The organism is Agrobacterium sp. SUL3 (assembly GCF_001263295.1).
In the GTDB taxonomy this organism is placed as follows: domain Bacteria; phylum Pseudomonadota; class Alphaproteobacteria; order Rhizobiales; family Rhizobiaceae; genus Agrobacterium; species Agrobacterium tomkonis.
Map to the genome: position 1 here is coordinate 1 of NZ_KQ414538.1, position 25240 is coordinate 25240.

General features: G+C 59.5%; 23 protein-coding genes and 6 pseudogenes. 12 read left to right on the forward strand and 17 right to left on the reverse strand.

All coding sequences use genetic code 11. The features are described from left to right. Positions 1-1204: pseudogene (locus tag AKG12_RS28060) on the forward strand (ISL3 family transposase); the annotation flags it as partial. Between the two features lie 115 nt (positions 1205-1319). On the opposite strand, the gene AKG12_RS28065 reads toward AKG12_RS28060, so the two are convergent. From AKG12_RS28065 to AKG12_RS28085, 5 genes are all read right to left on the reverse strand, one after another. After that, positions 1320-1835, reverse strand: coding sequence for a hypothetical protein (locus tag AKG12_RS28065; protein WP_225247032.1), 516 nt, complete (start codon positions 1833-1835; stop codon positions 1320-1322). Beyond that, positions 1832-2362, reverse strand: a complete 531-nt coding sequence (locus AKG12_RS28070) for a YidB family protein (RefSeq protein WP_052821344.1) — start codon at positions 2360-2362, stop codon at positions 1832-1834. The genes AKG12_RS28065 and AKG12_RS28070 overlap by 4 nt, the downstream gene beginning before the upstream one ends. A 126-nt stretch (positions 2363-2488) precedes the next feature. Then, a complete protein-coding gene (katE, locus tag AKG12_RS28075) occupies positions 2489-4639 on the reverse strand; it encodes a catalase (protein WP_052821345.1) in 2151 nt (716 codons plus the stop codon). Positions 4640-4711: 72 nt separating this feature from the next. Next, entirely contained in the window at positions 4712-5215 is a 504-nt protein-coding gene (locus tag AKG12_RS28080; protein WP_052821346.1) for a YciE/YciF ferroxidase family protein, read from the reverse strand. A gap of 29 nt (positions 5216-5244) precedes the next feature. Beyond that, positions 5245-5763, reverse strand: coding sequence for a DUF3597 domain-containing protein (locus tag AKG12_RS28085; RefSeq protein WP_052821347.1), 519 nt, complete (start codon positions 5761-5763; stop codon positions 5245-5247). Between the two features lie 452 nt (positions 5764-6215). Here AKG12_RS28085 and AKG12_RS28090 point away from each other — a divergent pair. Together AKG12_RS28090 and AKG12_RS28095 are read left to right on the forward strand one after the other, a co-directional pair. Beyond that, a pseudogene (locus AKG12_RS28090) lies at positions 6216-7523 on the forward strand (Nramp family divalent metal transporter). Between the two features lie 114 nt (positions 7524-7637). Continuing rightward, the gene (locus AKG12_RS28095) at positions 7638-8009 is read left to right on the forward strand and encodes a response regulator (protein WP_038595187.1); all 372 of its coding nucleotides are present in this window, start codon (positions 7638-7640) and stop codon (positions 8007-8009) included. Positions 8010-8031: 22 nt separating this feature from the next. On the opposite strand, the gene AKG12_RS28100 is transcribed toward AKG12_RS28095, so the two are convergent. The 10 genes and pseudogenes from AKG12_RS28100 to AKG12_RS28150 form a co-directional block, all read right to left on the reverse strand. After that, complete coding sequence (locus tag AKG12_RS28100; RefSeq protein WP_052821348.1) at positions 8032-9585, reverse strand: response regulator; 1554 nt, start codon at positions 9583-9585, stop codon at positions 8032-8034. Continuing rightward, entirely contained in the window at positions 9582-10154 is a 573-nt protein-coding gene (locus tag AKG12_RS28105) for a chemotaxis protein CheB (protein ID WP_052821349.1), read from the reverse strand. Before AKG12_RS28105 ends, AKG12_RS28100 begins: the two co-directional genes overlap by 4 nt. Beyond that, positions 10151-10984, reverse strand: coding sequence for a CheR family methyltransferase (locus AKG12_RS28110; RefSeq protein ID WP_052821350.1), 834 nt, complete (start codon positions 10982-10984; stop codon positions 10151-10153). Before AKG12_RS28110 ends, AKG12_RS28105 begins: the two co-directional genes overlap by 4 nt. Beyond that, positions 10981-14415, reverse strand: coding sequence for a response regulator (locus AKG12_RS28115; protein ID WP_052821351.1), 3435 nt, complete (start codon positions 14413-14415; stop codon positions 10981-10983). Before AKG12_RS28115 ends, AKG12_RS28110 begins: the two co-directional genes overlap by 4 nt. Before the next feature lie 339 nt (positions 14416-14754). Beyond that, a pseudogene (locus AKG12_RS31460) lies at positions 14755-15252 on the reverse strand (IS5 family transposase); the annotation flags it as partial. Further along, positions 15183-15692, reverse strand: coding sequence for a transposase (locus AKG12_RS31465; RefSeq protein WP_052821352.1), 510 nt, complete (start codon positions 15690-15692; stop codon positions 15183-15185). The gene AKG12_RS31465 and the pseudogene AKG12_RS31460, both read right to left, overlap by 70 nt. 202 nt (positions 15693-15894) lie before the next feature. Then, complete coding sequence (locus AKG12_RS28130; protein ID WP_052821353.1) at positions 15895-16494, reverse strand: general stress protein; 600 nt, start codon at positions 16492-16494, stop codon at positions 15895-15897. Positions 16495-16510: 16 nt separating this feature from the next. Further along, positions 16511-16828 (reverse strand): hypothetical protein, encoded by a 318-nt coding sequence (locus tag AKG12_RS28135; RefSeq protein ID WP_052821354.1) that lies wholly within the window; start codon positions 16826-16828, stop codon positions 16511-16513. 600 nt (positions 16829-17428) lie between these two features. After that, positions 17429-17689 (reverse strand): AbrB/MazE/SpoVT family DNA-binding domain-containing protein, encoded by a 261-nt coding sequence (locus AKG12_RS28145; RefSeq protein WP_052821356.1) that lies wholly within the window; start codon positions 17687-17689, stop codon positions 17429-17431. 139 nt (positions 17690-17828) lie between these two features. Beyond that, a pseudogene (locus AKG12_RS28150) lies at positions 17829-18323 on the reverse strand (Crp/Fnr family transcriptional regulator); the annotation flags it as partial. Between the two features lie 25 nt (positions 18324-18348). On the opposite strand from AKG12_RS28150, the gene AKG12_RS29910 reads away from it, so the two are divergent. The 5 genes and pseudogenes from AKG12_RS29910 to AKG12_RS30900 all read left to right on the forward strand — a co-directional run. Next, positions 18349-18519 (forward strand): hypothetical protein, encoded by a 171-nt coding sequence (locus AKG12_RS29910; protein ID WP_225246562.1) that lies wholly within the window; start codon positions 18349-18351, stop codon positions 18517-18519. A gap of 5 nt (positions 18520-18524) precedes the next feature. After that, on the forward strand, positions 18525-19334 hold the full coding sequence (locus AKG12_RS28155; protein ID WP_003504683.1) for an ABC transporter permease: 810 nt from the start codon (positions 18525-18527) through the stop codon (positions 19332-19334). Next, on the forward strand, positions 19331-20083 hold the full coding sequence (locus tag AKG12_RS28160) for an ATP-binding cassette domain-containing protein (protein WP_052821357.1): 753 nt from the start codon (positions 19331-19333) through the stop codon (positions 20081-20083). Before AKG12_RS28155 ends, AKG12_RS28160 begins: the two co-directional genes overlap by 4 nt. Then, a complete protein-coding gene (locus tag AKG12_RS31200) occupies positions 20080-20229 on the forward strand; it encodes a hypothetical protein (RefSeq protein WP_164056690.1) in 150 nt (49 codons plus the stop codon). The genes AKG12_RS28160 and AKG12_RS31200 overlap by 4 nt, the downstream gene beginning before the upstream one ends. Positions 20230-20321: 92 nt before the next feature. Further along, positions 20322-20516: pseudogene (locus AKG12_RS30900) on the forward strand (NapC/NirT family cytochrome c); the annotation flags it as partial. A gap of 221 nt (positions 20517-20737) precedes the next feature. On the opposite strand, the gene xth reads toward AKG12_RS30900, so the two are convergent. Together xth and AKG12_RS28175 are read right to left on the reverse strand one after the other, a co-directional pair. Beyond that, complete coding sequence (gene xth, locus AKG12_RS28170) at positions 20738-21514, reverse strand: exodeoxyribonuclease III (RefSeq protein ID WP_052821359.1); 777 nt, start codon at positions 21512-21514, stop codon at positions 20738-20740. A 6-nt stretch (positions 21515-21520) separates the two neighbouring features. After that, positions 21521-21697 (reverse strand): hypothetical protein, encoded by a 177-nt coding sequence (locus AKG12_RS28175; protein WP_052821360.1) that lies wholly within the window; start codon positions 21695-21697, stop codon positions 21521-21523. 200 nt (positions 21698-21897) lie between these two features. Between AKG12_RS28175 and ku (AKG12_RS28180) the strand changes: the two genes are divergently transcribed. The 4 genes and pseudogenes from ku (AKG12_RS28180) to AKG12_RS28195 form a co-directional block, all read left to right on the forward strand. Beyond that, a complete protein-coding gene (ku, locus tag AKG12_RS28180; RefSeq protein WP_052821364.1) occupies positions 21898-22797 on the forward strand; it encodes a non-homologous end joining protein Ku in 900 nt (299 codons plus the stop codon). A gap of 12 nt (positions 22798-22809) precedes the next feature. Beyond that, positions 22810-23622, forward strand: a complete 813-nt coding sequence (gene ku / locus AKG12_RS28185; RefSeq protein ID WP_052821361.1) for a non-homologous end joining protein Ku — start codon at positions 22810-22812, stop codon at positions 23620-23622. After that, positions 23619-24637, forward strand: a pseudogene (gene ligD, locus AKG12_RS28190) (non-homologous end-joining DNA ligase). Before ku (AKG12_RS28185) ends, ligD begins: the two are co-directional and overlap by 4 nt. 169 nt (positions 24638-24806) lie before the next feature. Then, positions 24807-25240: Hsp20 family protein (locus AKG12_RS28195; protein WP_052821362.1), on the forward strand; the 434-nt coding region annotated here is incomplete at its 3' end.

Sequence of the window (25240 nt, forward strand, 5' to 3'; positions counted from 1 at the left end):
TTGGCATTGGGTGGTCGGCCAGCAGCACGGTTCGCAGATCGTCTCGGGTTACCGGTTAGCAATGACACGCAGCTTCGAACCGTTCGCCGATATGATCGCCCACCACCACCGCCGCCAAGCGTTATCGGCATTGATGACTGGGCGTGGCGTAGCAATCACCGATATGGCACGATTATCTGCGATCTGGAACGGCGAAAGACGATCGCGTTGTTGCCCGACCGAGAATCCTCGACCGCAAAGGCCTGGCTGGTTGAGCAGCCGCAAATCAAAATCGTCGCAAGAGACCGCGGCGGCGGATGTGCACAGGCCGCTGCGCAAGCCCTGCCACAGGCCGAACAGGTCGTCGACCGCTGGCATCTCATGGAAAATGCTAGCCACGCCTTTCTTGACGCCGTTCGCAAGTCGATGCGGCAGGTGCGCCTGGCAGTTGGAACAGCAACCGTAAGCCCTAAGCTTCTGACTGCCGCCGAGCGTTTGCAATATGAGGGCTATCTACGGCGTGAAGAGACTAACTCTGTCATTCGTGGGCTCGTCGGCGATGGCGTGTCCATCAAGGAAATCGTGCGCAGAACAGGACATAGTCGTAAGCTCGTTCGCAGTGTCATCCGTGGTCAAAGGACCGACATCTTCCGAGTCCGGCAAACTTCGCTCGAACCACACCTCCCGTGGCTCGAAGCGCAATGGGATGCCGGATTACGAAACGGCGCTGAACCTTGGGCGGCAGCTTGGCTGGCTGGTTTTGGCGGCGGTCTCCGCGTCGTCACGGAATGGGCAACACGACGAAGAAGGGCCGAAAAGGCCGAGAACGGGCTCGGTCACGCGCCAGCAGCACGCACCATCGTCCGCCTGATGACCCTTGAGCGCAACAATTTGACCAAGGCGCAGACGATGATGGTCGCAGCGATTGAGGAGCAGCTACCAGACCTTGTCGACGCAAGAAATGTTGTGGAGAGCTTCCACGAAATGCTGCGGCGCAAGTCTAAAGATGATCTGGACACATGGATCAACTGCGCCGCAGCAAGCTTAATCTCTCCATTCGCGAACGGCGTTATCCGCGATAGAGCAGCGGTTCAAAATGCAATCACTTCAATTTGGTCGAACGGCCCGACAGAGGGCCACATCACCAAGCAAACTCATCAAGCGCCAGATGTACGGGCGCGGGAAACTGGATTTGCTTGAGGCACGTATCGTCGGAGCACCCTGATGTCATCGAAATTGCGTCAGACCCCCCGTTACGACGCCGATTGACAATGACGCTGATGGGCGCCGAAGCCAGCAAGGGAAGCCGCGAGGGCCAGTGAATTGAGCTAACGCCGGGTCTAGCGGGTCAGCCCCCAGACATAACCCAATAGCGCGGCAATACTTACGGCTGTTAGCGGACGCTCCCGAATGCGGCTCTCAGCGTCGCGAACTGCGGATCGGGCTTCCGCCTTCATCAGTTCGACACCGCCCTCGGCGATTTCAAGCAGGTTTTCCCTCAGTCGGGCGACGTCCCGACGCAAAGCGCGGACTTCCTCCCCGGCATCGAGAACCTCAGAGTCAATTTGCGACTGGCTCTCCAGTGCGGCGTCGACGCGTGGGTAGTCCCGATCCTCTGCAAGTTCCGCGGCGCGCGCTGGGGAACCTGCGTCTGCGGTCTCCGCTCGGCCCGCCGGGATCGAGGTGATCGTTGCAGACACGGGATCGGAACCAGGGAAGGTGGCCTCTAGCCCCTTATCGAGGGTGCCGGCGCTCGCTGCGGAGCGCTGCCGCTCCTGCTCCTCGCGCATCAACTGGACGGCTGGCGAATTGTTCGGTTCGGACATCGTGTTCTCCGTTCGAGAGGTAGAGTTCATGCGGTCTTGCCCGTCGACAGCGCGCTGGCCGAGCGAAGGAAGTCGTCTTCTTCGCTCGGCACTTTGCCATCGGGCGTAAGGTCGTCCACGGCCTTCGGCAGATCGCGCGTCAACCGATCGAGGATGTCCTCGCGAGACAGGCCCGTCTTGGCCGTGAGTTCGTCGAGGACGTCCGGGCCGAGAGCCTCCGAGAGCTGTCCTCGCTCAATGGGAGCGTTCGGTCCCGGCTGGACCCACGTATCTGCCTTGTCGCCGTGGCCGTTCTGCTGAAACGTCTTCAGAAGGTCGCCCAGGCCGCCGCTGAGGATGCCGCCGGTCGTCAGGCCCCCGAGTAGGTCTCCAAGGCCGCCTTGTCCCCCAAAGAGACCACCCAGGCCGCCGTCCGCCTTATCGGTCGGGCGAGAGGCGTCGCCGCTTTGAGGCTGCCGGTTCTGAAGCCCGCGCAGCACCTCCGCGATCTTGTCACGGTTCTGGTAGCCTGCCACGGCGAGCGCTCCCAGCAGCGCTTTCATAGGTCCACTCATCATTGATCTATCTCCTGTGTTAGCTTCTTCCGGTGTGTTGCCGCTCCGTGGAACGACAACACTGGAAGAGGTCTCACGTTCCTCACTCCTTCGACGGAGGGGGGCGGACACGGGGTCCTCGCCTCATGTTCACTTCACCGGCGGAGACGCCTTGCCGAGCTTGAGCGCGGGTTCGCGCCCCCAGACCCGAAGCTTGCCGAGCTCAGACACGAAGGCGGCAAGTCCTTCTTCGCCGGGAAGGATGATCATGCCCTCGTCGAGGACATCGGTGATCCCGGCTTTGACGAGCAGCGGGAAGGCGCTCTCGTCGTAGCCGATGAACTTGCAGTGCTGGAATGCATCCGCGACGAAGTCCCGCGCGGTCGCCTCCTTTACCAGATCCTCGATCGCGGCGGGCGAGGCGAGGACGGCAACGGCGTCGAACAGCACCGACGGACCACCGTCGATCATATGCTGGGCCTCGATCCAGGAGCCGTCGGACGCGGTCACGCCGCCGACCTTCGGCGCGATCAGCTCGACTAGAGCCTTCTCCTTTTCGATAGCGGTCTTCAGCCCCTTCAAGAGCTTCGCATCGACCCCGTCGGTGACGAGCACACCAAGCTTGCGGCCCTCGAACCGCTTCGGACCACGCTCGACGATGCTGAGGGCAGGAGAGGGCTCGAGATCCTGGCGCGTCGGCATGGCGGCGTCCGCTGCTTTCGGCATCGTCTGGATCCCGAGCTTCTGCGCGACAGTGGTCGCGAGCGTCTCGTCAATGTTCAGGAGATGGGAGATCATCCGCTCCCGGATGGCGACCGTTTCCACCTTGCTCAGTTCGAAGGTCAGCGCCATGGCGATGTGCCGCTGCTCCGGCGGCGTCTGGCTGAGAAAGAACTGGCGAGCCTGGCTGTAATGGTCGGCGAAGCTCTCCGGGCGCAGCCGCACCTTCGAACCGTTCTCCTCGGCAGGGAAGTGGCGATAGCCTCTCGACGGAGATTCGCGCGGACCTTCACCAAAGGAGTTCGGCTGGTAGTTCACCCGGCCGGCCGGGTTGCGCATCGCCATGTGCCCGTCCTGCTGAAAATTGTGGAAGGGACACTTCGGTGCGTTGATGGGAAGGTGCGTAAAGTTCGGACCGCCAAGGCGCTTTAGCTGCGTGTCGAGGTAGGAGAAGTTGCGGCCCTGAAGCAGGGGGTCGTTGCTGAAGCCGATGCCCGGCGGCACATTCTGGGTCATGAATGCGACCTGCTCGGTCTCCGCGAAGAAGTTGTCCGGCATGCGGTCGAGCACGAGACGGCCGATCGGCTTCACGGGCAGGATTTCCTCAGGGATAATCTTCGTCGGATCGAGCACGTCGAAGTCGAAATTGTCGGCAAACTCCTGATCGAAGAGCTGCACGCACAGCTCCCATTCCGGGAAGTTGCCGGACTGGATCGACTGCCAGAGATCGCGGCGATGGAAGTCGGGATCGGCCCCGTTGATCTTGACCGCTTCGTTCCATGCGACGGACTGCAGGCCGAGCTTCGGCTTCCAGTGGAACTTGACGAACGTGGATTCGTCCTTTTCGTTGACAAACCGGAAGGTGTGGACGCCGAAGCCTTCCATGAAACGAAAGGAGCGAGGGATCGTCCTGTCGGACATAATCCACATGACCATGTTCATGCTTTCCGGCGTCAGGCTGATAAAATCCCAGAAATTGTCGTGGGCGGTCTGCGCCTGCGGGAAGGCCCGGTCAGGTTCCTGTTTGGCAGCGTGCACCATGTCGGGGAATTTGATCGCATCCTGGATAAAGAAGACCGGGATGTTGTTTCCGACGAGGTCCCAGTTGCCTTCCTGCGTGTAGAACTTGACGGCAAAGCCGCGAACGTCGCGCGCCAGGTCGGCGGAACCCTTGTTGCCTGCGACGGTTGAGAAGCGCACGAACACGGGCGTCTTCTCGCCTGGTCGCTGGAAGATGTCGGCGCGCGTGACGTCCGACAAGGTTTCGTAGGTCTCGAAGAAACCGTGGGCGCCATAGCCACGCGCATGCACCACGCGTTCCGGAATGCGCTCGTGGTCGAAGTGGAATATCTTCTCGCGAAAATGAAAGTCGTCGACCAGAAGCGGACCTCGCGGGCCGACTCGAAGCGAGTTCTGGTCGTCGGCGACCGGCCCGCCCTGCGACGTGGTCAGGACGTCGGCGCCATCCTCCGCGATCTGATGCAGCTCGCCGCCCGCGCCGCGGTGAAGCTGCTGGTCGTGAATGGTGACGGTGTCGGTAGATGAGGTCGAGCAGGAAGCCCGCGTCGTGCGCTTTGCCATGGTTGTCCCCGATGATGGTGGCCGGATGTCAAAAAAGGCCGTCTGGACGGCCTTCTCGTGAGTTCAGATGGTTTAGGCTGCCTTGCTTTTGCCCTTGGCATTCGCAGACGCCTTTGCGAGCTGCGTCAGCTTCTTGTCCGTCGCTTCCTCTTCGGCAAGATTTGCCTGAAGGAGCGGCACGGCATCCTTCAGACCGAGCTGCTTAGCCCACTCGATAAGAGTGCCGTAGCGGGCGATCTCGTAGTGCTCGACCGCCTGGGCGGAGGAGATCAGGCCAGCGTCAAGAGCCGGAGATTCCTTGAACTCCTCGATTATCTCCTCGCCTTCGGCGATGATGCCCTGGATGGCCTCGCAAGTCTTACCTCGCGCCGGCCTGCCGAGCAGTTCGAAGACCTGCTCAAGGCGTTCGATCTGGCCCTGCGTCTCGTCGTGATGCTGAAGAAAGCCTGCTTTGCCTTCTTCCGACTGCGCGGCGCGGGCCATTTTCGGAAGGGCCTTCAGGATCTGCTTTTCAGCGAAATAGATGTCCTTGAGCGTATCGAGGAACAGGTCGTCGAGTGTCTTGGTGGCTGCCATTTCATTTCTCCCTGTTGATGATTTCTAACTTAACGATGACTGCGATCAGTCGAGCAGGCGGCCGGTACCTTGCCGCCGTTTTCCGACAGCTTCTTCATGAGCGCCTTGTGAAGGAAGGTATTCATTTTCGCGCTGTCATGGGCGTCGCCGGAATAGCCGAGTTCCTGAGCAAGCTCTTTGCGCTCTTCGAGGCTCGCGTCCATGTCAAGCGCCTTCATCAGGTCGACGATGGAGTGCCGCCAGTCGAGCTTCTGGCCTGACTTCTTCACGGCTTCGTTCAGAATGGTTTCGACATCGACGGAGGAACCGCTGCCGGCCGACTGAGAGGGCTGCGCGGACGACGGGGCTGCAGGCTGGGTTGCGGAAGACGACGAGCTTGCCGCCGGAGCGGCCGCGGTCGTCGACGGTGCGGGCGACGAAGACATTGTGGAGGCCGGCGCGGAAGAAGACGGTGAGGTCGAAGATGCGGACGAGTTTGATCTCTGCGGAGCAGATGCAGCATGTGCTTCGCCAAAGATTGCGTGCTTGATACGGTCGAAGATGCTCAAAGTGATCCTCCTTGTCTGAGCGGGTGAGGACGTGGCCTGAAACGGAGCTGCGATACTTGGCGTACCGAAATCACCACGAAAGGATTCATGAGCCTGTCGTCCCAATAATCACGTGTCCGTGAGTGCCATTTAACGCGGTGGAGGCGTCAAGGTTCCGCGCCCTGAACGAGTGGGAATAAATTTCGTCGCCAGCACCGATGACAACGTCTTATCACCTCCGTGATCGACCCACAGCGTCCAGCCTCTCGACCTGCTGACAAGGCGGTATTGTTTCGAAAGAACAAGCACTTCGTAGCCATGCCAGCGAATCCTGTGTCCCGAGGTAGCCGTGAATCCGCAGTCTCCCGATCATCCACCGCGCCAGGAACGAGCGGACGTCTTGTCGGGAGGCTGTCGATAGGCGTCGTAACGGGACCCCTTATCGGCTCCCAAAAGGGGCTCTGACGACTGATGTGAACACCTCAATTGACGGCCCGCTACCCGCGCCCCCTTCCGGGCATGCCACGTCGCGTCCGACATCAGGCTCGGTTCTGAAGAAGCTTGGCCCTGGCCTAATCACTGGAGCCGCCGACGACGATCCAAGTGGGATCGCAACCTACTCCCAGGCCGGCGCGCAGTTCGGCTTCAACATGCTTTGGACCATGTTGCTGTCTTATCCGCTGATGTCGGCAATCCAGCTTGTCAGCGCCAGAATTGGCCGCGTGACCGGATCGGGGCTGGCGGTCAACATGGGTGCCATCTGGCCGAAATGGCTCGTCACCGGGTTGGTCTGTCTGCTATTCGTTGCCAACTGCATCAATATTGGCGCGAACCTCGCGGCGATGGGTGCGTCGGTCGAGCTCGCGACGGGCATGCCGAGCCTGCCGATCACCATCTTCTTCGCCCTCTTGTCACTAGGGCTGCAGATGTTCATTCCCTATGAGCGATATGCCAACATCCTGAAGTGGCTGACGCTGGTCCTGTTCGCCTACATCGCCGTCCTGTTTGTGGTGAAGATCGACTGGATGGCGACGTTGAAAGGATTTGTCTGGCCAACCTTTGCCTTGAACAATGACAGCTTCACCGTGGTCGTTGCGATCCTCGGCACGACGATCAGTCCTTATCTATTCTTCTGGCAGTAGAGTCAGGAGGTCGAGGAGATCGATCGCAAGGAGGAAGCCAAGCCGCTTGAGGAGGCACCGCCTCAAGCTCCGAAAGAGCTGAACCGGATCGAGCTTGATACCCTCGCGGGGATGGCCGTTTCCACGATCGTCGCTGTCGCGATCATGATTTGCGCGGCCGCGACGCTGCACGCCAACGGAAAGACCGATATCAACTCGGCCGCGGATGTCGCCGAAGCGCTGAAGCCGATCGCCGGCAATTTTGCCTTTGTCCTCTTCAGCCTCGGCATCGTTGGGACGGGGCTGCTGTCGATCCCGGTTCTGGCTGGCTCTGCGGCATATGCCTTCGCCGAAACGCAGGACTGGAAGGCGGGTCTCGACCACAAACCGTGGGAAGCCGTGGGCTTCTACGGCGTTATCGTGGCGGCGACCCTGTTCGGACTCAGCCTCGAATTTGTGCCGCTCGATCCGGTCAAGGCGCTGTTCTGGAGTGCCGTCATCAACGGATTTGTCGCCGTGCCAATCATGATCGCGATGATGATGGTCGTCAGCAGCAAAAAGCAGATGAAGGAGTTCACGGCTCCCATTGCCATGAAGATCTGCGGATGGGCGGCGAGCGGCGTGATGGGTGTTGCAGCGGTCGCGATGCTCATTGACTGATGCATGAGCCTTCAGGTTAATTGGCATTTTATTAATATTGTCGGCATCTAATAAACAAACGCGCTGATCGTTTTGCGCTGTATTGCGTTTCGCTTGCAGAACTAGGATATCGAGATGCCGAACTCAGGTGATACCGTGCTTGTCGTTGAGGACGAAGCTCTCATCCGCTGGAATATCGTCGATGCCCTGGAAGAGGCTGGTTTCAAGGTCCTCGAAGCCTGCAATGTCGTCGACGCAGTCGCGATCCTTGGCGTGGTTCCCGACATCATTGCGGTGTTCACCGATGTCGACATGCCAGGCCCGAAAGACGGGTTGGATCTCGCGCAAGTGGTGAGTACCGACCGACCCGACGTCAAAATTCTCGTCGCCTCTGGACGCCATCGCCCCGCGAATACCGACCTCCCAGCAGAATGCCGCTTCTTCGCCAAACCCTATAGCTGCGCGAACGTCATTGCCAGTCTGAACGAGATGCTCTCGGCCGCATAACAAACGCCGACGGCACCCTTCGTCAGTCTCTTGCTGCCACGCCCGAAAGTATTCGCTGAAGATCCGCAAGAGGCACAGGCTTGGTGAGGTGGAAATCGAACCCCGCATCTCTGGCCAGTTCCTTGTCCTTATCCTGGCCCCAGCCTGTCTGAGCGATGATGGTGGTGTGTTCGAACAGGTGGTCCTGCCTCAGCGCGCGGCAGACCTCGTAGCCATCCATACCGGGGAGGCCAATATCGAGCAGGATCGCGTCTGGCCTATAGTTGCGAGCGGCATCCAGAGCTTCTCGTCCATCGTGGACCGCCTCGAATTCATGGCCGATGTCCTCCAGCAACATCCCCATCGTGTCGGCGATGATCGGGTTGTCATCGATGACGAGGACTTTCAGCCTCTGGGATGGCTTCTCCGTTGGTTTGGCGGACTGTTCCGCAGTTGTGATTTCCTCCGGGGCTGCGGTTAACGGGATCTGGACAGTGAAGACGCTTCCTCGATCAGTCCCCTCGCTTGATGCGCTGACCGAGCCGCCGTGCAGTTCGACCAATTGCTTGACGAGGGCCAGGCCGATACCGAGGCCACCTTGCGAACGCTCTCGATGACCACCGACCTGCGCAAACAGCCGGAAGACGTCGCTCTGCATCTCGGCCGGAATGCCTACTCCATTGTCGCGGATGGTGATGACAGCTTTGCCGCCGTCCGCGGTCACCGATAGTTTGATCGTTCCGCCGGATGGCGTGTATTTTGCTGCGTTGGTCAGCAGGTTGGCGATGACCTGCGACACGCGGGCCGGGTCCGCATCGATCCAAAGATCTGCGGTGGGGATATCGAGCTCGAAGGTGTGTGCTGCGCGATCGATAAGCGGGCGGCTGGCCTCGGCCGCTGAATGAACGACGTCCGCGACCCTGACCTTCTCCTGGCGCAGCTCGATCTTTCCTTGGCTGACACGCGAAACATCAAGGAGATCGTCGATCAGCCTAACCAGGTGGTCCAACTGACGGTCCATCATCTCGCGAAGCTCGTAAGCCCTCACATCGTCGGGATCGCGCCGCAGGATATCGAGACCATTGCGAAGCGGTGCAAGTGGGTTGCGAAGCTCATGGGCAAGAGTGGCCAGGAACTCGTCCTTGCGGCGGTCCGCTTCCTTCAGCGCCTCGGCCTGGGTCTGAAGCTGGTCCCGCTGCTGCTCGATCTGTTGGCGCTGACGATAGAGTTCGAAAAAGACCTCTGCCTTATGGCGCAGCACATCGGGCTCGATCGGCTTCTGGATAAAATCCACGGCTCCCGCTTCATATCCCTCGAAGCGGCGGCGCTCGCTCGTGCTGCCGGCGGTAACAAAGATGATCGGGATGCGGCGGGTTCGCTCATTGCCGCGCATCAGTTCGGCAAGCTCAAAACCGTTGAGGCCAGGCATCTGGACGTCTATCAAGGCGAGCGCGACATCATCCTCAAGGAGGATTTCGAGCGCCTGGTCGCCGGAGCGGGCTTTCAGAAGATACAGGTCGTCGCGACGAAGCAGCGCTTCGAGAGACAGGAGGTTTTCTTCGAGATCGTCGACCAGCAAAAATTTGACGGGGTTCATGGCTCAACCTTTTGCAGATAAGTAGCTATCGAAGCAAGTGACAAAATATCGGCTTTCGCAACGGCTTTAATCGCAGCCTCTGGCATGGCGTCCTGAAACGCCGTGTCTGGTTCCTGAACAATTGCGATGCCGCCTGCGTCGGCGATCGCTTTGAGGCCCAAAGCCCCATCCTGGTTGGCGCCGGTCAGAACAATACCAATCAGGCCGGGACCGTAAATGTCTGCAGCCGATTCAAACAGGACATCGATCGACGGACGGGAAAACAGCACGGGCTCATCGGCGGATAGCGCAAGTGACCTGTCTGTTTCGACAAGCAGATGGTAGTCTGGCGGCGCGAAGTAGATAGTCCCTGCTTCGAGCGGAACCTTGTCCTCTGCCTCAACGACATTAAGGGCGCATTTTGCGGCAAAGAGCTCGGCAAGAACGCTGCGTTTGTCCGGAGGTATATGAACCACCACCATGATCGGTAATCCGAAGTCGGCAGGAAGCGCTGGCAGGATAACGGATAGCGCCTCAAGGGCACCAGCCGATGTACCGATCACGACAGCCTCTGGACTGGAGGTGCTCATCGGACCGCCTTCTGGTAGATCTTCTCTTCGCGAACGACGTCTGTGAACGCATTGGCATGCGCCGAGAACCGAAGGCTTTCCTTCGCGCCGATCCCCAAAAAGCCTTTCCGCGCGAGCGATTCCTTGAACAGGCCGATGGTCCGATCCTGAAGTGGCCGATCGAAGTAAATCATCACATTGCGACAGGAGATCAGATTCATCTCGCCGAAGACCGCGTCTGTCACAAGGCTATGGTCGGAAAAAACGACACGCTCCCTGAGGCTGCGGTCGAATGTCGCCCGGCCATAACCGGTGGTGTAATAATCTGACAAAGACGACTTGCCGCCTGACGCTCGGTGGTTTTGCGTGAAGAGCTGCATGCGATCGAGATCATAGACACCGGCTTCGGCGATCCTCAACGCTTCCTGGTTGATATCGGTGGCATAGAAGATCGTCCTGTCCTCCAGACCCTCCTCGCGGAACAGGATCACAAAGGAATAAAGTTCCTCCCCGCCGCTGCAGCCAGCGATCCAAATCTTAAGCGATGGATAGGTCTTAAGATGCGGCACCACCTTCTCGCGAATGGCGCGAAAGTAGCTCGGATCGCGAAACATCTCGCTCACCTGCACGGTCAGATAGCCAAGCAACCGCGGCAGCATCGCCTCGTCGTGCAAGACGCTTTCCTGGATGGCCGAAATAGTCGGAAACCCCAGTTGCTCACGGGCCTGACGCAGGCGTCGCTTCACCGATGCCATCGCGTAATTGCGGAAGTCATAGTGGTAGCGGACGTAGAGCGCCTCCAGCAGCAGCCGGATCTCGATGTCCTCGATCTTGTCGAATGTCTCGCTCATCGCGGCATCCAGACGCGGACGAGCGATAGCAGCTTTTCGACGTCGAGTGGTTTGGCCATATAATCGTTGGCGCCGGCATCGATGCAGCGCTGCTGATCGTCGGGCATCGCCTTGGCCGTCAGAGTGATGATCGGCAGCTTTTTCCAGTCAGGATTTTTTCGGATCGCCCGCGTTGCTGTCAGGCCATCCATCACCGGCATCATCACATCCATCAGCACCAGATCGATCTTGGACACGTCATCGGCGCTGGATTTCTCCAGGGCGTCGAGCGCCTCCTGGCCATTGCGGGCTATCTGAATGAGCGCGCCACGGGGCTCCAGAATATTCGTGAGGGCGTAGACATTACGCACGTCGTCTTCAACAATGAGGATCCGGCGTCCCTCAAGCAGGGCGTCGCGGTGACGCGCCTTGCGGATCATCTTCTGCTGCTCGTCCGGCAGCTCCGAGACGACCTGGTGCAGGAACAGCGACACCTCGTCCAGCAGCCGCTCCGGCGACTTTGCCCCTTTGATGATGATCGACTTCGAATAGCGACGAAGTTTTTCCTCCTCGTCGGATGCGAGCACGCGACCGGTGTAGACGATCACCGGTGGGAAGGAATGCGTGTCCTCCTGGCTGATGGTTTCAAGCAGCGAGTACCCCGACGCGTCCGGAAGTGAAAGGTCAAGAACCATGCAATCAAATGTCTGGTCCTTCAGCAGTGCCAAGGTTTCCGCTGCTGTCCCGGCGCTGACCGTCTCGACGTCGTGTGACGTGAGAAGCTTGGCGACGGCCTCTCGTTGAACCTCGTTGTCTTCAACGATCAGAACACGGCGCACGCCTTGCGTAAGCTTTGCTTCAAGCTTGTGCAGCACTTCGACCAGTTGCTCGCGCTGCACCGGCTTCAGCATGTAGCCAACAGCCCCGAGCGACAGGGCAGTCTCCGTATAGTCGTCGCCCGAGACGATATGGATCGGAATATGCCGGGTGCGGACATCCCGCTTCAGACGATCGAGGACGGAGAGGCCGGACTGATCGGGTAAGCCAACATCGAGGACGATGGCGCTCGGCATGAACTGCTGCGCGAGGTTAAGGGCGTCCTGGGCGGTGCCTGCTACGAGCGAGCGGAAGCCCATCTCGCGGGCGAGGTCACGCAAGATCGCCGCGAAGGTCTGATCATCTTCGACGACAAGCAGAATTCGTCGCTCGTCCGAGGGCATAGCGCGGTCGTCCTCCACAATCGCTCGCGGCAGTAGCGCCGTCGGTTGACTTGGTGCTGCTGAAGCAGCGGGTGCGAGGGGTACGGCATTGCCGACCGGAGCTCTCGGCGCGACGATGGCAGGATCGTAGGCGAGCGGGAGCGTGACCGTTAAGGTGCTGCCTTTCCCTTCCTGGCTTCTGATATGGATCGTACCACCCAGCAGGCGCACGAGTTCACGGGAAATAGACAGGCCTAATCCCGTGCCGCCAAACTTGCGGCTGATCGTTCCATCCGCTTGATGGAAGGCCTCGAAAATCCGTTTTTGCTGCTCCGGCGCGATGCCGATCCCCGTGTCCGTCACCCCAAAGGCGACCTGGCCGTCGCCCGTTCGGTTCATCGAAAGCGTAACCTTGCCTTTCTCGGTGAACTTGAAAGCGTTAGACAGCAGGTTTTTGAGGATCTGTTCGATCCGCTGCAGATCGGTCTCGATGACTGCGGGGCATTCCGGCGAGATGTCGATCTCGAAACCGAGCGACTTGTTTTTGGCAATTGGTTCGAAGACTTGACGCAGGTTGTTGGATAGACGCTCGACGGAGACGGGTTCGGGCCGGATGTCGACATGGCCCGCCTCGATTTTGGAAAGATCAAGAATGTCGTTGATCAGGTTGAGAAGATCGTTACCTGAAGACTGGATGGTCTGGGCATACTTGACCTGCTCGGCCGTCAGGTTGTCGTCGGGATTGTCCGCCAGCAGTTTCGCCAGGATCAACGACGAGTTCAGCGGCGTGCGCAGCTCATGCGACATGTTGGCCAGGAAGTCGGACTTGTATCGGCTGGCCTGCTCCAGCTCGCGGGCTTTCAGCTGAGTTGAGGCGTTGGAGCGCTCCAAGTCGTCTTTTTGCGATTCCAGCTGTTGCGCCTGCTCCTCAAGCTGAGAGTTCGTCTGCTCCAGTTCGACCTGCTGCTGTTCGAGCCGCGCTTGCGACTCCTTCAAGGCCCGACCCTGTTCCTCGAGTTCTTCGTTCGAGACCCGCAGTTCCTCGCTCTGCACCTGCAGCTCTTCCGATTGTCGCTGGGTTTCCTCCAGAAGGTTCTGCAACTCACTTCGATAGTTCGCCGAACGAATGGCGGTGGCGATCGTGCCGGATGCCTCTTTAAGGAACGCGAGGACGCGTTCATCCACAGGCCGCAGGAAGCCGAGCTCGATCACAGTGTTCACGTTGTGGTCGATCGCCGCCGGGGCAAGAACCAGGTGCCGCGGCTTATCCCGGCCAAGCGCCGAGCCGAACTCCAGATAGTTTTCCGGCACGTCGTTGACGATGACGGGTTTGCCCTCGACCGCCACCTGTCCGAGCAGACCTTCACGGGGCCTGACCAAATCCGGAAGCTTTGCATCGGCGGGGACGCCGTAGGTCGATGAACGCTTGTAGGCATCTGACCCACCCACGAAGATTGCCCCGGCGACGGCCCCGACGTGGTTTGCTAGGTAAGTCAGAATGCTGCCGCCAAGTTGCTCGGTGCGCTGGTCGCCCATCATCGCGGATGCCAGTCCAAGATTACCCGCCTGCAGCCATTCTTCGCGGCGACGGGCGAGGGTAGAACGGCGGATCAAAACGCCGATGGCGATGGTCAGGAGAATGCCGAGGATGCCGGCAAGTACGCCGCTCAAAAGCGCAGTACCATAGGCATTGTTCATTTCCTCGAGGCGCTTTGCCCGCAATACCGCTTCTTCTCGGCTCATCGCCGAGAGCTGTCCGCGCACGGCATCCATAGCCACCTTGCCGCGATCGGAGTTGACGACTGCCAGTGCCGCGTCCAAACCTTGGCTGCGACGAAGATCGATCGTCTGCTTCAACTCCGCCAGCTTGGCATCGACATGCTGCTTGAGTATGGGCAGGCGCCGGACCTGGGCCGGATTATCGCTGGTGAGCTCGCCAATTTCCTGGATCTTGGCCGGGATCGTATCAAGGGCCGTGTTGTACGGATCGAGGTACCGTTCGTTGTTCGTGAGTAGGAAGCCGCGCTGGCCGGTTTCCGCGTCCTGCGTGCTCGACAGCAACTCGTCCAATGTGATGATCACCTCGTGCGAATGGACGATCGCCTCTGTATTCTCCCGCAGCGTCTTCAGGTTGATGTAGGCAAACGCGCCGCTGATCAGGAAGAAAACAATCGCGCCGGCGAGGCTGAGGGCGACGACGGGGTCGAGACCGAGACCACGGCGGGTCAGGTCTTGAGAAGCGGTCTGTGGCATGTGTCTGTTCCTGAACAAGGCGAGGCAAGGTCGTGGCGGAGTATATGGGCGAGCTACTTCTAGCTAGTGCAACAGCCGCCGTCATCAATATTCTGCTATTATTCCTCCGACGGGCTGTTGCCGACAGGCCCATAACAGGCGAACCATCACTTGCTTGTGTGCGGTCGGCTGAAGCCTGCGGACGACCCATGCGCGCCGGCGTTCCTGCCGAAGGCAAATGGCCTCGCGGAAAGAAGATCCGGAAATGGGTATCCAACGCAATGATGCAGAACTTGACCGGTACAAAACGCGTTTCGCACGTTGCGGGAAATCTTGCATGAGCGTCACTCATACAAAAGCCTAGGTCCTGTTGACAAAGTATGGCAGCCATATCTTTGCGGCTGCCAGGGCGAGGAATGCCGAGAAGGATTTTCGTGTCTTGTCGTATCGGGTCGCGACGCGCCGGAACTGCTTGAGACGGTTGNGGGCGAGGAATGCCGAGAAGGATTTTCGTGTCTTGTCGTATCGGGTCGCGACGCGCCGGAACTGCTTGAGACGGTTGAACATCCGCTCGATGCGGTTTCGATCTTTGTAAACCCGAAAGTCGCAGGCAGGCGGGTTCTTTCGGTTGGTTTTTGGCGGAATGACCGGCCTGATACCGTGGATCAGGAGTTCTTCACGCAGGAAGTCACCGTCGTAGCCTTTGTCGGCGAGGAACAACCTCGGCTTGCCGACCGGTATCGCCAGCAAGTCAGGAACGGCGTTGTAGTCCGAAGCCTCGCCGCCTGTCAGGACGAAGCCAAGAGGGCGGCCCTGACCGTCTGCTCGGGCGTGGATTTTCGTCGTAAAGCCGCCGCGTGATCGACCAAAAGCCTCCTGATAAGTCCCCCTTTTGCGCCCGCCGCCTGCGAATGGCCGCGAACAGTGGTGCTGTCGATCATGTGCTGCCAGTCATCCGTCAGCCCCAGTTCGACGAGGGTCTCAAGCAGGGCGTCCCAAACGCCTTGTTCGGCCCAACGGCGGAAGCGCACATAGACCGAATTCCACTTTCCGTATCGCTCATGCATGTCGCGCCACGGGCATCCGACCCGAAGGACATGCAGCATACCGTTCAGATATTGCCGATTATCNTATCGCTCATGCATGTCGCGCCACGGGCATCCGACCCGAAGGACATGCAGCATACCGTTCAGATATTGCCGATTATCGTGCGACGGTCGGGACTTCCTGCCGCGTTCGGTGGGCAACAACCCCTCGATGATCCGCCATTCCATATCTGTCAGGTCGCCGCGAGCCAAAACTGCCTCCTAAAAAGCAGTCTTGAATCACGCTTCTGCTGATTTGGGAATCCACTTTGTCAACAGGACCTAGTTAGAGCGGGTGGAATGAAATCTCTGTCGCAGACCGTTAAATTAATCGCGGCTTACAAACGAGATCTTTATCAAAGGCGGTATCGGGCGTCACTGAAGGGGCGCCACCGTGGCGCCCCTCCTGAAACTCTCACATACCATTGCGGCGATAGCGAAGCCGTTCCTGCTCGATCTGGTCGGCCTCGTAGGGCGAGAGCGTTTCGTCGAAATGCGTCCATCCTTGCTTTTCGTAGGCGGCGCGACGTTCTGTCGGATCGACCCAATTCGAGCGTTTGAGAATGGCTTCAGCCTCCGGCGCCAAGGCGTCATCCACCTTTGCGGTGACGAGGGTGCCACCCCTTCGGACGCCTTCGGCGTAGAAGTGGGCATCTCGTTCCGGGACGCCGGAGCTCGTCAGTGCGCCAATAATCCCGCCAGCGGCCCCTCCTGCAACCGCACCGGCTGCCGCGCCGGCCGCAGTCGCAGCAAGCCAGCCGGCTGCGACGACCGGACCGACGCCCGGAATGGCCATCAAGCCAAGGCCGGTGAGCAGGCCGCCCGCGCCGCCGACGACCGCACCGATCCCCGCACCAGTTCCGGCCCCTTCTGCGGCATTCGACTCTTCGTGTCGCCGATCGCTGTTATTGGAAACGATACTGATATCGCTGGATGGTACGCCCAGAGCTTCGAGTTCACTGACAGCGGAACTTGCGTCTGCGTAATCGTCAAAAAGTCCGGTAACAGTTCTCATAACATCCTCCTAGGGGTTACTTGGCAACAACATTGCCCTGATAATCGAGGGCGATCGAAACAGTTTTGCCGTCCTTCATGCCGGTGGCATTCCAAACGCCCCTGTCGTCTTTCTTGAGATCCTTCAACCCCGTATAACCCGCTTTTTCGATCCGATCCTTTGCCTGGTCCTCAGTAAAACTGTTGGCGCCCTCCACCGGGGCCGTCGGGTTTTTCATGTCGGGGGTCGCAATTGCCGGCGTGTTTCTGTCGCTGTTGGCCGCGGGCGCACCTTGAGCATGTGCTGCAAGGGCCGAGACACAAATGAAGGCGGCTGTGAGAATAGTGTTTTTCATAGTTTTCTCCCTAGCTCGGATCTGCGTAGATTGATCCGCCTGATTAACCCTCTGATGTTGTTTTGGTTCCAGCATCGGTCGACACGCGCCTTCTCGGCATCCCGTTACAAGATCCGATCGGTGCGGCAATGGACAACGGTGAGGATGTTTCCTCTCGTGCTGGGGGGCGTCCATCGTCGGCCGTCAGGCTTGCACGTCGCCTGGGTTCAAGGGCGACACGGAGTTCAGAAGTTTCCTTCAGTCGAGTTTAACGGATGGGGAGGGGATTTCGAAAGACCTGCAGCGCGCATGGCTGCGCAACCGGTGCGGCCCGAAGACAACAGCCTGCTCGCGTCGGTCCTGGACAGCGAGATCACGGTTCTTTAACAGGCCGCCATGCAATATCCGACGCGGATATGCCTGCGTTTTCCGCAAGCCTGCACGACAGCCGTCGGATTTTTGTCTTCGGATGCGGACATTTTGCGGCGCTCTCATCCCTTCCTGCGCTTCGCCTCAATCGTTCCGGTCACGAAGCGATCGATCTCGCGAGCGGGATGCACCTGCTTATCCCATCGGCGGCCAATCAATGAATGACCGCATTCGTGTCGAGAAGATGCGAGATCACGTAAACACCGAATAAATCTCCAGCCGGTCCTGTGGATCTGGCTCGTCGCGCCCGCCTCCCATAAAATCGTCGCTTACGCCGCGCGCAATCGCTGCTTTCAGGGACGGCCATGCCTCGCCACGCTCAACGTGCGGCCGCAGAACAAGCGCATCGCCCACTTGCGTTATGTCCACGCGATCGACGTCGAAACGCAATTCTTTCGGCAGGCGAATCGATTGGGAGTTACCGGACTGAAATACGCGGGCGACATGGGGCATGGTTCGCTCCCCTCAGTGTTTACCGCATTTATAAACATCATATGTCCCGCCACTTCAACTAGCAGCCTGCTTATAATCGACAGACAGTAAGAAATGCGCAAGAGCAGGCTGTCGCAATGAGCGAGGCCAAGGCTCCGCCCTAGACTTGACTGGTATCGCCGTCCGCTAGTTGAGCGAGGCCCGGCAGATCGCATACGAGAAGCTTCTGCCGGCCGCCCTGTACGAGGCCCTTGCTCTCCCAACTGGACAGGATGCGAGAAACGGTGTGGAGCGTGGTACCGGTCATTTCCACTATATCCTGCCGCGAGATCGGGAAGTCGATTCGAATACCGTCCACCTCCTTGCGCCCTGCCTGTTGCGAAAGGCGCAGTACGGCGTGCGCCACCCGACGCTCTACCTCCTGCGTCGACATTTCGCGGATGCGCGTATGGGCTTCCTCAAGACGTTGGCCAATGGTCTGCATGGCGGAGACGGCAAGGTGCGGGTTCTGCTCGACGAAGTGCGGCCAGAGGTCCGTCTGCCAGGAAAGGATCACGCTTTCGGCGGCCGTGGTCGCGGTACCGGGATAATCGGACCGCTGCAGCGCCCGGGCGAAACCGAAGAGATCACCGGGATGCACCACACGCACGATGACGGCGGCCGCTGCGGCCGCCGATGCCTTGGGTTTCCCGCCGGAAATCATCGCTGCCTCCTTCCCGACTAGCCATCTATGTGCGCTGAAGGCGAGTGCTGCGCGTACCGATCTTGAGGCGTTTTACGATGAACTCGCCAAGGCCGACCCCGCGATCATCGGCGGTCGGCGGCCGGATGACGGTTTTTATCTGGTGTAGCAGGCATGAACCGCATTCTCGAAAGTCTTGGCTGGATGGGCCGCTATCTCTGGGCGGGCTGGGCGGGGCTTTCGGGTATTTTCTGCTTTCTCGCCGCCTGGCAGGCCGGGCATGAAATTTATGGCTCCTTCATCCTGCCTTCGCCGGGTGAGACCTTCACGGCTATCGGAGTGCTTGCGGCGAGGCCGGATTTCTTCGCGATCCTGTCGCAGAGCGCCGTCAGGGCCCTGACTGGTTTCACCATTGCGGCGGGCATCGGCACCGTCGCCGGCGTGATGGCGGGTTACTCCTTCGCGGCCATGCGGCTGATGAAGCCTGTTGTCACCGTCCTGCTCGGCGTTCCGCCCATAGGCTGGATCGTGCTGGCGCTGATCTGGTTCGGTTCCTCCGGCGGCACTGCCGTCATGACCGTTGTCATCGCATCGGCTCCCGTTTCCTTTGCCGGTGCATTGGAAGGTGTCGCCAAGCGGGATCGTCAGCTGGAGGTGATGGCGCAGGCCTTCGGTGCTCCATGGTTTTACCGGTTGCGCACCGTCACCATGCCGCATGTGCTTTCCTATCTCTTTCCCGCCTGGACCACGACGGCCGGCAGTGCGTGGAAAGTCACTGTCATGGCCGAGCTTCTGTCGAATTCCGGCGGCATTGGCGGCGAACTGGCCACCGCACGCGCGCTGTTCGATATCGCGCAGGTCAGCGCCTGGCTCACCATCACCGTCGCGCTGGCGCTGCTCACCGATTACGGCCTGCTGCATCTGCTGCGCGAAGCGCTGGAACGCTGGCGCGCCGCCGGGCTGCCATGGGGTGTCAAACGATGAGCGATCATTCCAACCTGCGTTTTGAACATGTCGGCCACGCCTTTTTAGGTCGCAGCCTGTTCGAGAATTTCGACCTGAGCATAGCGCTGGGGGAAACCGTGGCGCTGCTTGGCCCTTCCGGCAGCGGCAAGACGACGATCCTGCAGATCGCGGCTGGCATCATCGATCCCGTTCGCGGCCGCGTGCATCGTCGATATCGCCGGCAGGGTCTGGTCTTTCAGGAACCGCGGCTGCTGCCATGGATGACGCTGATCGACAATATAGCCTACGGCCTTGCGGCCACCGGCATGCCGAAACGGGAACGCCGTGAAAGGGCTGGGTGTTTTGCGCTCGAAGTTGGGCTGGAAGAAGCGGATTTCGGCAAATATCCGGTCGAGCTTTCCGGCGGCATGCGCCAGCGCGCCGGTGTGGCGCGGGCGCTGGCGGTGGAGCCGGACATGCTGTTTCTGGACGAACCTTTCAGCGCCGTCGATGTCGGCCTGCGACGCCATTTGCAGGAGCTTCTGGTGGGTACCGCCCGCAGGCGCGGTTTCTCCACCCTTCTTGTCACCCATGATCTTCATGAAGCGCTGATGGTGGCCGACAGGCTGATCGTGCTTTCAGGCATGGACGGCCGCGTCATTGCCGCGCATAAGCCCGCCGGTTCGCCGGGCCGGCGCATGGCGCGGGCGGTTTTCGACGAAGCGGAACGCCTGTCTGAGAGTCCGGCCTTCGCCGAACTGTTTTCAGCAAAGGAGCGGGTGCGATGAGGCAGCCCCCCATCCTTTCGGAAGCCCTGCGGCTGTTTTTCCCGCTGGCCGCCCTGCATGGCGCGGGCTGGCCCTTCCTGTGGGTCGTCATCGGTGGTTATGCCCTGCCTTTTGCCGATGCGGTGCCTAGGCGCGGCGCACGATGAAACACTTGGCATTCCTTATCTGGTTTCTTTTGTTTACGGCGGCTGAAGCGGGTGTGCGTTATGCCTGGTGGAGCGGCGATCCTGAATTTGCATCCAAATATCTGTTGACGGGCAAGGCCACCTGCATCGATTGCCATAAAGGCATTGCTCATGAACTGCCGAACATGGAAGGCATCGATCCAGGTTGGAAAATGCCGCCGGCCCTCGACGGTCACCCAGGACAGACGGCATCTGCGATCGATGATTTGCGACGGGCGATGAGTGATGTGCACCGGAACGTTTTCTAGGAACCCCCCTCGTTCCAAAGACGAGCCTTCGATCGCCGCGGCGTCTGTGCGGGCGTCGAAGCCTATGGGTCCGTTCGGTCCAAAGGCGTCGACATATGCTCGATTATGGACAAAGACCTTTCCAGCCCGTCCGCCATAACAGCGCTCATGCGAAAGCGTCGGTCCGCCCTTCGCCGCCAGCAGGGAGGCGCGCGAAGCATCCTTATCCGCTCTATGGGTCTCTATCGGTCGTCCAGTACAATCCAGGCGGGGGCGTGATCACTGGTGTGCTCCCACGCACGCGCAAACTTGTCGACCCCGCACGCCTGCAATCGTTCCTGCACGGATGGGGTCAGCAGGAAATGATCAATGCGCAGACCCGCATCCCGCGCAAACGCGTTCCGAAAATACTTCCAGAACGTATAGATCCGCTCATCCGGATGCAGCAGTCTAATGGCATCCGTCCAGCCCATTGAAATTAGGTGGGCATAGGCTGCGCGAACCTCCGGCCGAAACAGGGCATCGTCTCGCCAGCGCTCCGGTTTATAGACATCGAGGTCGGTCGGCATGACATTGAAGTCTCCAACAAGGGCGCATGGCACGTCCAGCTCAATCAGTTGACCTGCGTAGAAACGCAGCCGCTCAAACCAGCGCAGCTTGTAGTCAAATTTCGGCCCGGGTGCCGGGTTGCCGTTTGGCAAGTAAAGGCAGCCGATGATCATGCCATCGATGGCAGCCTCGATATACCGGCTGTGGCTGTCGTCAGGGTCTCCGGGAAGCCCCCGGCGCGTCTCGAGAGGTTCGTGACCCCGGGCAAGGATTGCAACGCCATTCCATGATTTCTGCCCATGCCAGATGGCGCCGTAGCCTGCGCGCTCGATTTGGCGAAGCGGAAACTTCTCGTCCGGCGCCTTCAACTCCTGCAGGCAGACGACATCGGGTTTTGCCCGATCGAGCCAGCGGAGCAGGATCTCGAGCCGACCGTTAATGCCGTTGACGTTATACGTGGCGAGCTTCACCGGGGTTCAGTGTTTGCGATCACCCCGGTCACCCCGGCCCGGTTTCGCATCATGCTTCGCATCGTGGCGCGCGTCGGCAGAGAGCGATCGCGAGACGTCGACGCTTTCCTTGAACTTGCCGTCCTTATCGCGGCGCACATAACGCTTGTCGGTTCCGGTATCGATCAGTTCACGCTTGCTCATGACAGGCCTCCTCTTCGCGTTTCGTGAAGAGGAAACGTTCGTCGCCTCAAAAAGATGCACCGGAATCAAGCGTCTAGCGCAGACTCGCAACGCCAGTTCTGATCGTGGCCCTAAGTCCTTGAAAAATGATTCGTTTTGACTCGGAACAAATGCATGCTGAATCGCTTGAATCGCATTGGTTGTGGCAGGAGTTTTGCGTCATGGTTGCCCCGCGAGCGAACTGGAAGGGCTTTATCAAATTTGGAGAAGTCGCGTGTCCTGTGGCTCTCTATACTGCGGCATCATCATCTGAACGGATTGCTTTCAACACCCTCAATCGCCGAACCGGCAACCGGGTGAAACGCGAATTTATCGACAGCGAGACCGGCGATCCGGTGGAACGGGACGCCCAGGTCAAGGGCTATGAGATCGAGAACGGCCAGTATATCGTTCTCGAGCCGGACGAGGTGGCTGCCGCCGTGCCTCACAGCGACAAGACGCTGAAGATCGACGCCTTCATCCCCTGCAGCGAGATCGACAGCGTCTATTTCGACAAGCCCTATTATCTGGCGCCCGACAGGATGGGGACGGACGCTTTCGTACTTTTGCGCGATGGCATGAAAAGAGCCAAAGTTGCTGCGATCGCCCGCACCGTGCTCTTCCGACGCTTGCGTACGGTGCTGATCAGGCCACACGGGAAGGGCCTGATCGCCACGACGCTCAACTTTGACTATGAAGTCCGCTCGTCGGCGGAAGCCTTCGAGGAGTTGCCGGACCTCAAGATCGAAGGCGAGATGCTTGAGTTTGCCGAGCACATTATCGGCACAAAGAAGGGGACCTTCGATGCCAGCACGTTCGACGACCGATATGAAGCCGCCGTTGCCGAGCTGGTGAAGGCCAAGATCGAGGGCAGGGCCCTGCCGAAGAAGAAGGCCGCAGCCGTCCCCAGGCAAAACGACCTTTTGCAGGCGCTGCGTGAGAGTGCTGGCATGGGCACCAAATCCGGCCAGAAACGCGCCGTTTCTAACGCCAACAAGAGTGCCGGCCGTCAGAAGGCTTCGAAACCGGGTGCTGCTGCCAAATCAAATGCGGTCTCGTCACAGACGCGCCGCGCCGGCTGACGGAGGAAAATCGTGGCTGTCCGTCCCTATTGGAAAGGTTATCTGAAACTCTCGCTCGTCACCTGTCCCGTGCAGATGATGCCGGCAACGTCCGAAAGTGAGAAGGTCCGCTTCCACACCCTCAACCGCGATACCAAAAACCGGGTCGTCAGCCACTACGTCGATAGTGTTACCGGAAAAGAGGTGAGGGAGGAGGATGAGGTCAAGGGCTATGAGCGTGGCGAGAACGAATACGTCATCCTCGAAGACGAAGAACTGGAAAACGTTGCGCTCGACAGCACAAAGACCATCGACATCTCGACGTTTACCCCCCGTGACACCATTGAGTGGATATGGCTCGACACGCCCTATTATCTTTCACCCAACGATGCCGTCGGCCAGGAAGCATTCTCGGTCATCAGGGATGCGATGGAAGCGCAGAACATGGTGGGGATTTCACGTCTCGTAATTACCCGCCGCGAGCGCGCCGTCATGCTTGAGCCACGCGGCAAGGGTATCGTTCTGTGGACGCTGCGCTATGGGGATGAAGTCCGTGACGAGGATACTTACTTTGGCGGGATCGAAGAAGACGAAACGGGCGATAGTGAGATGATGCGTCTCGTGCAGCAACTGATCAAAAAGCAAACGCAGCACTGGGACCCCAAGATGGTCATCGATCCGGTTCAGGATCGGTTGCTTGACATCATTGCCGCCAAGAAGAAAGCGCTGAAGAAGTCTGCAAAACCGAGGACATCCACACCGGCGAAGTCGGCACCCAGCAATGTCATCAATATCATGGACGCGCTGAAGAAGTCGGTTGCAGCCGAGAATCGGGCGGGCAAATGAAACGTCCCGCCAAGCCGCTCCTGCAGAATGACAGTCTGACGGCAAAATCGCAGCCGCGCCGCAGGCGCGATCCGGCTCAGCCCAATCTGCCGTTCGACCCGATGCCAGATCGCGTCGAGCCATGTCTGGCGCTCCTGAAGACGGCCCCGAGTGGGTCTATGAAATGAAATGGGACGGCTATCGGCTCGCGGTCCACATCGAGCCGAAGGGTGTGCGGATCATTACCCGGGGCGGCCACGACTGGACGCACCGGTTTCCCACTATCGCCGCAGCGGCCAGGGACCTTGGAGTTGCAACAGCCATCCTTGACGGCGAAGCGGTGGTGCTGAACGGCGAGGGCCGCTCAGATTTCGGCGCTCTGCAACGCTCGCTCGGTGGGCGAGGCGGCAAACGGGCGTCGACAGAAGCCGTGCTCTTCGCCTTCGACCTTATGTATTTCGATGGTCACGATCTCACTCGTACCGAGCTGTCGGTCCGCCGGCACTTGCTGGGGGACCTGCTTGAAGACGCGACCGGCGCACTCCAGCTGTCCGAAGAAATAGACGCGGACGGCGCTGAATTATTGGCGAGCGCGTGTTCCCTCGGCATGGAAGGCATCATCGCAAAACATCGTGACAGCACTTATCGCTCGGGCCGGACCGGCGACTGGCTGAAGATCAAGTGTGTTCAAAGCGAGAGCTTCATGATTGTCGGCTACGAGCAGTCGGCGGCGGCGCGCGGCGGGATTGGCAGTTTGCTGCTGGCGGCGAGACGTGGCCATGACTGGGTCTATGTTGGCGCCGTTGGAACCGGGTTTAAGGAGAAAGATGCGGCGTATCTGAAGAAGACCCTGGATAGGCTGAAGACGAAGACACCGGTCGTTCCGCTCAAGGGCAGGAATTACGTCTTCGCGCAGCCGACGCTCATCGCCGAAATCGAGTTCCGTGGCTGGACCGACGATGGCAACCTGCGTCATGCGTCCTATAAAGGACTGCGCGAGGTACAGGACAATGCCGCGGTCCATGAACTCGACTGAGTTGGTCCTGGCGGGCGCCTGGACGTCAATTTTTTCTGACGGCACCCTTGAATCGTAAATTTCCGAAAACCAAATCGATTGCCGCCAGCTGCTGAGACAGGGCTGGACTTGCTGGAAGCGCCGCGTTTCGGCGCTTCTGTACCCATGTTGCTTCAAGGAGGATATGGCTATGGCAACATCTTATGACTACGCACCCCTGTTCCGCTCGACCGTCGGCTTCGACCGGATCTTCAATCTTCTTGAAAATGCCCAGCGCGCCCGCTCGATCAGCGACTGGCCGCCCTATGACATCGTCAAGACCGGCGATGACAGCTACCGGATTTCGGTCGCGGTCGCAGGGTTTGCCGAGGACGAGCTAGACATCACCTTTCAGTCCAACCTTCTCACCGTTACCGGCAAGAAGCAGGACGCTTCCGCCGATGAATACCTTCATCGCGGTATAGCCGGCCGGCCTTTTGAACACCGTTTCGAACTTGCCGACCATGTCAGGGTGAATGGCGCCGATCTCCGCAACGGTCTTCTGTCGATCGATCTCGTTCGTGAGATTCCTGAGGCCTTGAAACCGCGCAAGATCGATATCCAGACCAGCCCGGCCCTTCAGCA

What these genes read in the sequence shown, in the direction of transcription:
- AKG12_RS28065 (WP_225247032.1), bottom strand. Translation starts at nt 1,835, where the DNA reads ATGAACTCTACCTCTCGAACGGAGAACACGATGTCCGAACCGAACAAT.
- AKG12_RS28070 (WP_052821344.1), bottom strand. Translation starts at nt 2,362, where the DNA reads ATGATGAGTGGACCTATGAAAGCGCTGCTGGGAGCGCTCGCCGTGGCA.
- katE (WP_052821345.1), bottom strand. Translation starts at nt 4,639, where the DNA reads ATGGCAAAGCGCACGACGCGGGCTTCCTGCTCGACCTCATCTACCGAC.
- AKG12_RS28080 (WP_052821346.1), bottom strand. Translation starts at nt 5,215, where the DNA reads ATGGCAGCCACCAAGACACTCGACGACCTGTTCCTCGATACGCTCAAG.
- AKG12_RS28095 (WP_038595187.1), top strand. Translation starts at nt 7,638, where the DNA reads ATGCCGAACTCAGGTGATACCGTGCTTGTCGTTGAGGACGAAGCTCTC.
- AKG12_RS28100 (WP_052821348.1), bottom strand. Translation starts at nt 9,585, where the DNA reads ATGAACCCCGTCAAATTTTTGCTGGTCGACGATCTCGAAGAAAACCTC.
- AKG12_RS28105 (WP_052821349.1), bottom strand. Translation starts at nt 10,154, where the DNA reads ATGAGCACCTCCAGTCCAGAGGCTGTCGTGATCGGTACATCGGCTGGT.
- AKG12_RS28110 (WP_052821350.1), bottom strand. Translation starts at nt 10,984, where the DNA reads ATGAGCGAGACATTCGACAAGATCGAGGACATCGAGATCCGGCTGCTG.
- AKG12_RS28115 (WP_052821351.1), bottom strand. Translation starts at nt 14,415, where the DNA reads ATGCCACAGACCGCTTCTCAAGACCTGACCCGCCGTGGTCTCGGTCTC.
- AKG12_RS28130 (WP_052821353.1), bottom strand. Translation starts at nt 16,494, where the DNA reads ATGAGAACTGTTACCGGACTTTTTGACGATTACGCAGACGCAAGTTCC.
- AKG12_RS28135 (WP_052821354.1), bottom strand. Translation starts at nt 16,828, where the DNA reads ATGAAAAACACTATTCTCACAGCCGCCTTCATTTGTGTCTCGGCCCTT.
- AKG12_RS28145 (WP_052821356.1), bottom strand. Translation starts at nt 17,689, where the DNA reads ATGCCCCATGTCGCCCGCGTATTTCAGTCCGGTAACTCCCAATCGATT.
- AKG12_RS28155 (WP_003504683.1), top strand. Translation starts at nt 18,525, where the DNA reads ATGAACCGCATTCTCGAAAGTCTTGGCTGGATGGGCCGCTATCTCTGG.
- AKG12_RS28160 (WP_052821357.1), top strand. Translation starts at nt 19,331, where the DNA reads ATGAGCGATCATTCCAACCTGCGTTTTGAACATGTCGGCCACGCCTTT.
- AKG12_RS31200 (WP_164056690.1), top strand. Translation starts at nt 20,080, where the DNA reads ATGAGGCAGCCCCCCATCCTTTCGGAAGCCCTGCGGCTGTTTTTCCCG.
- AKG12_RS28175 (WP_052821360.1), bottom strand. Translation starts at nt 21,697, where the DNA reads ATGAGCAAGCGTGAACTGATCGATACCGGAACCGACAAGCGTTATGTG.
- ku (WP_052821364.1), top strand. Translation starts at nt 21,898, where the DNA reads ATGGTTGCCCCGCGAGCGAACTGGAAGGGCTTTATCAAATTTGGAGAA.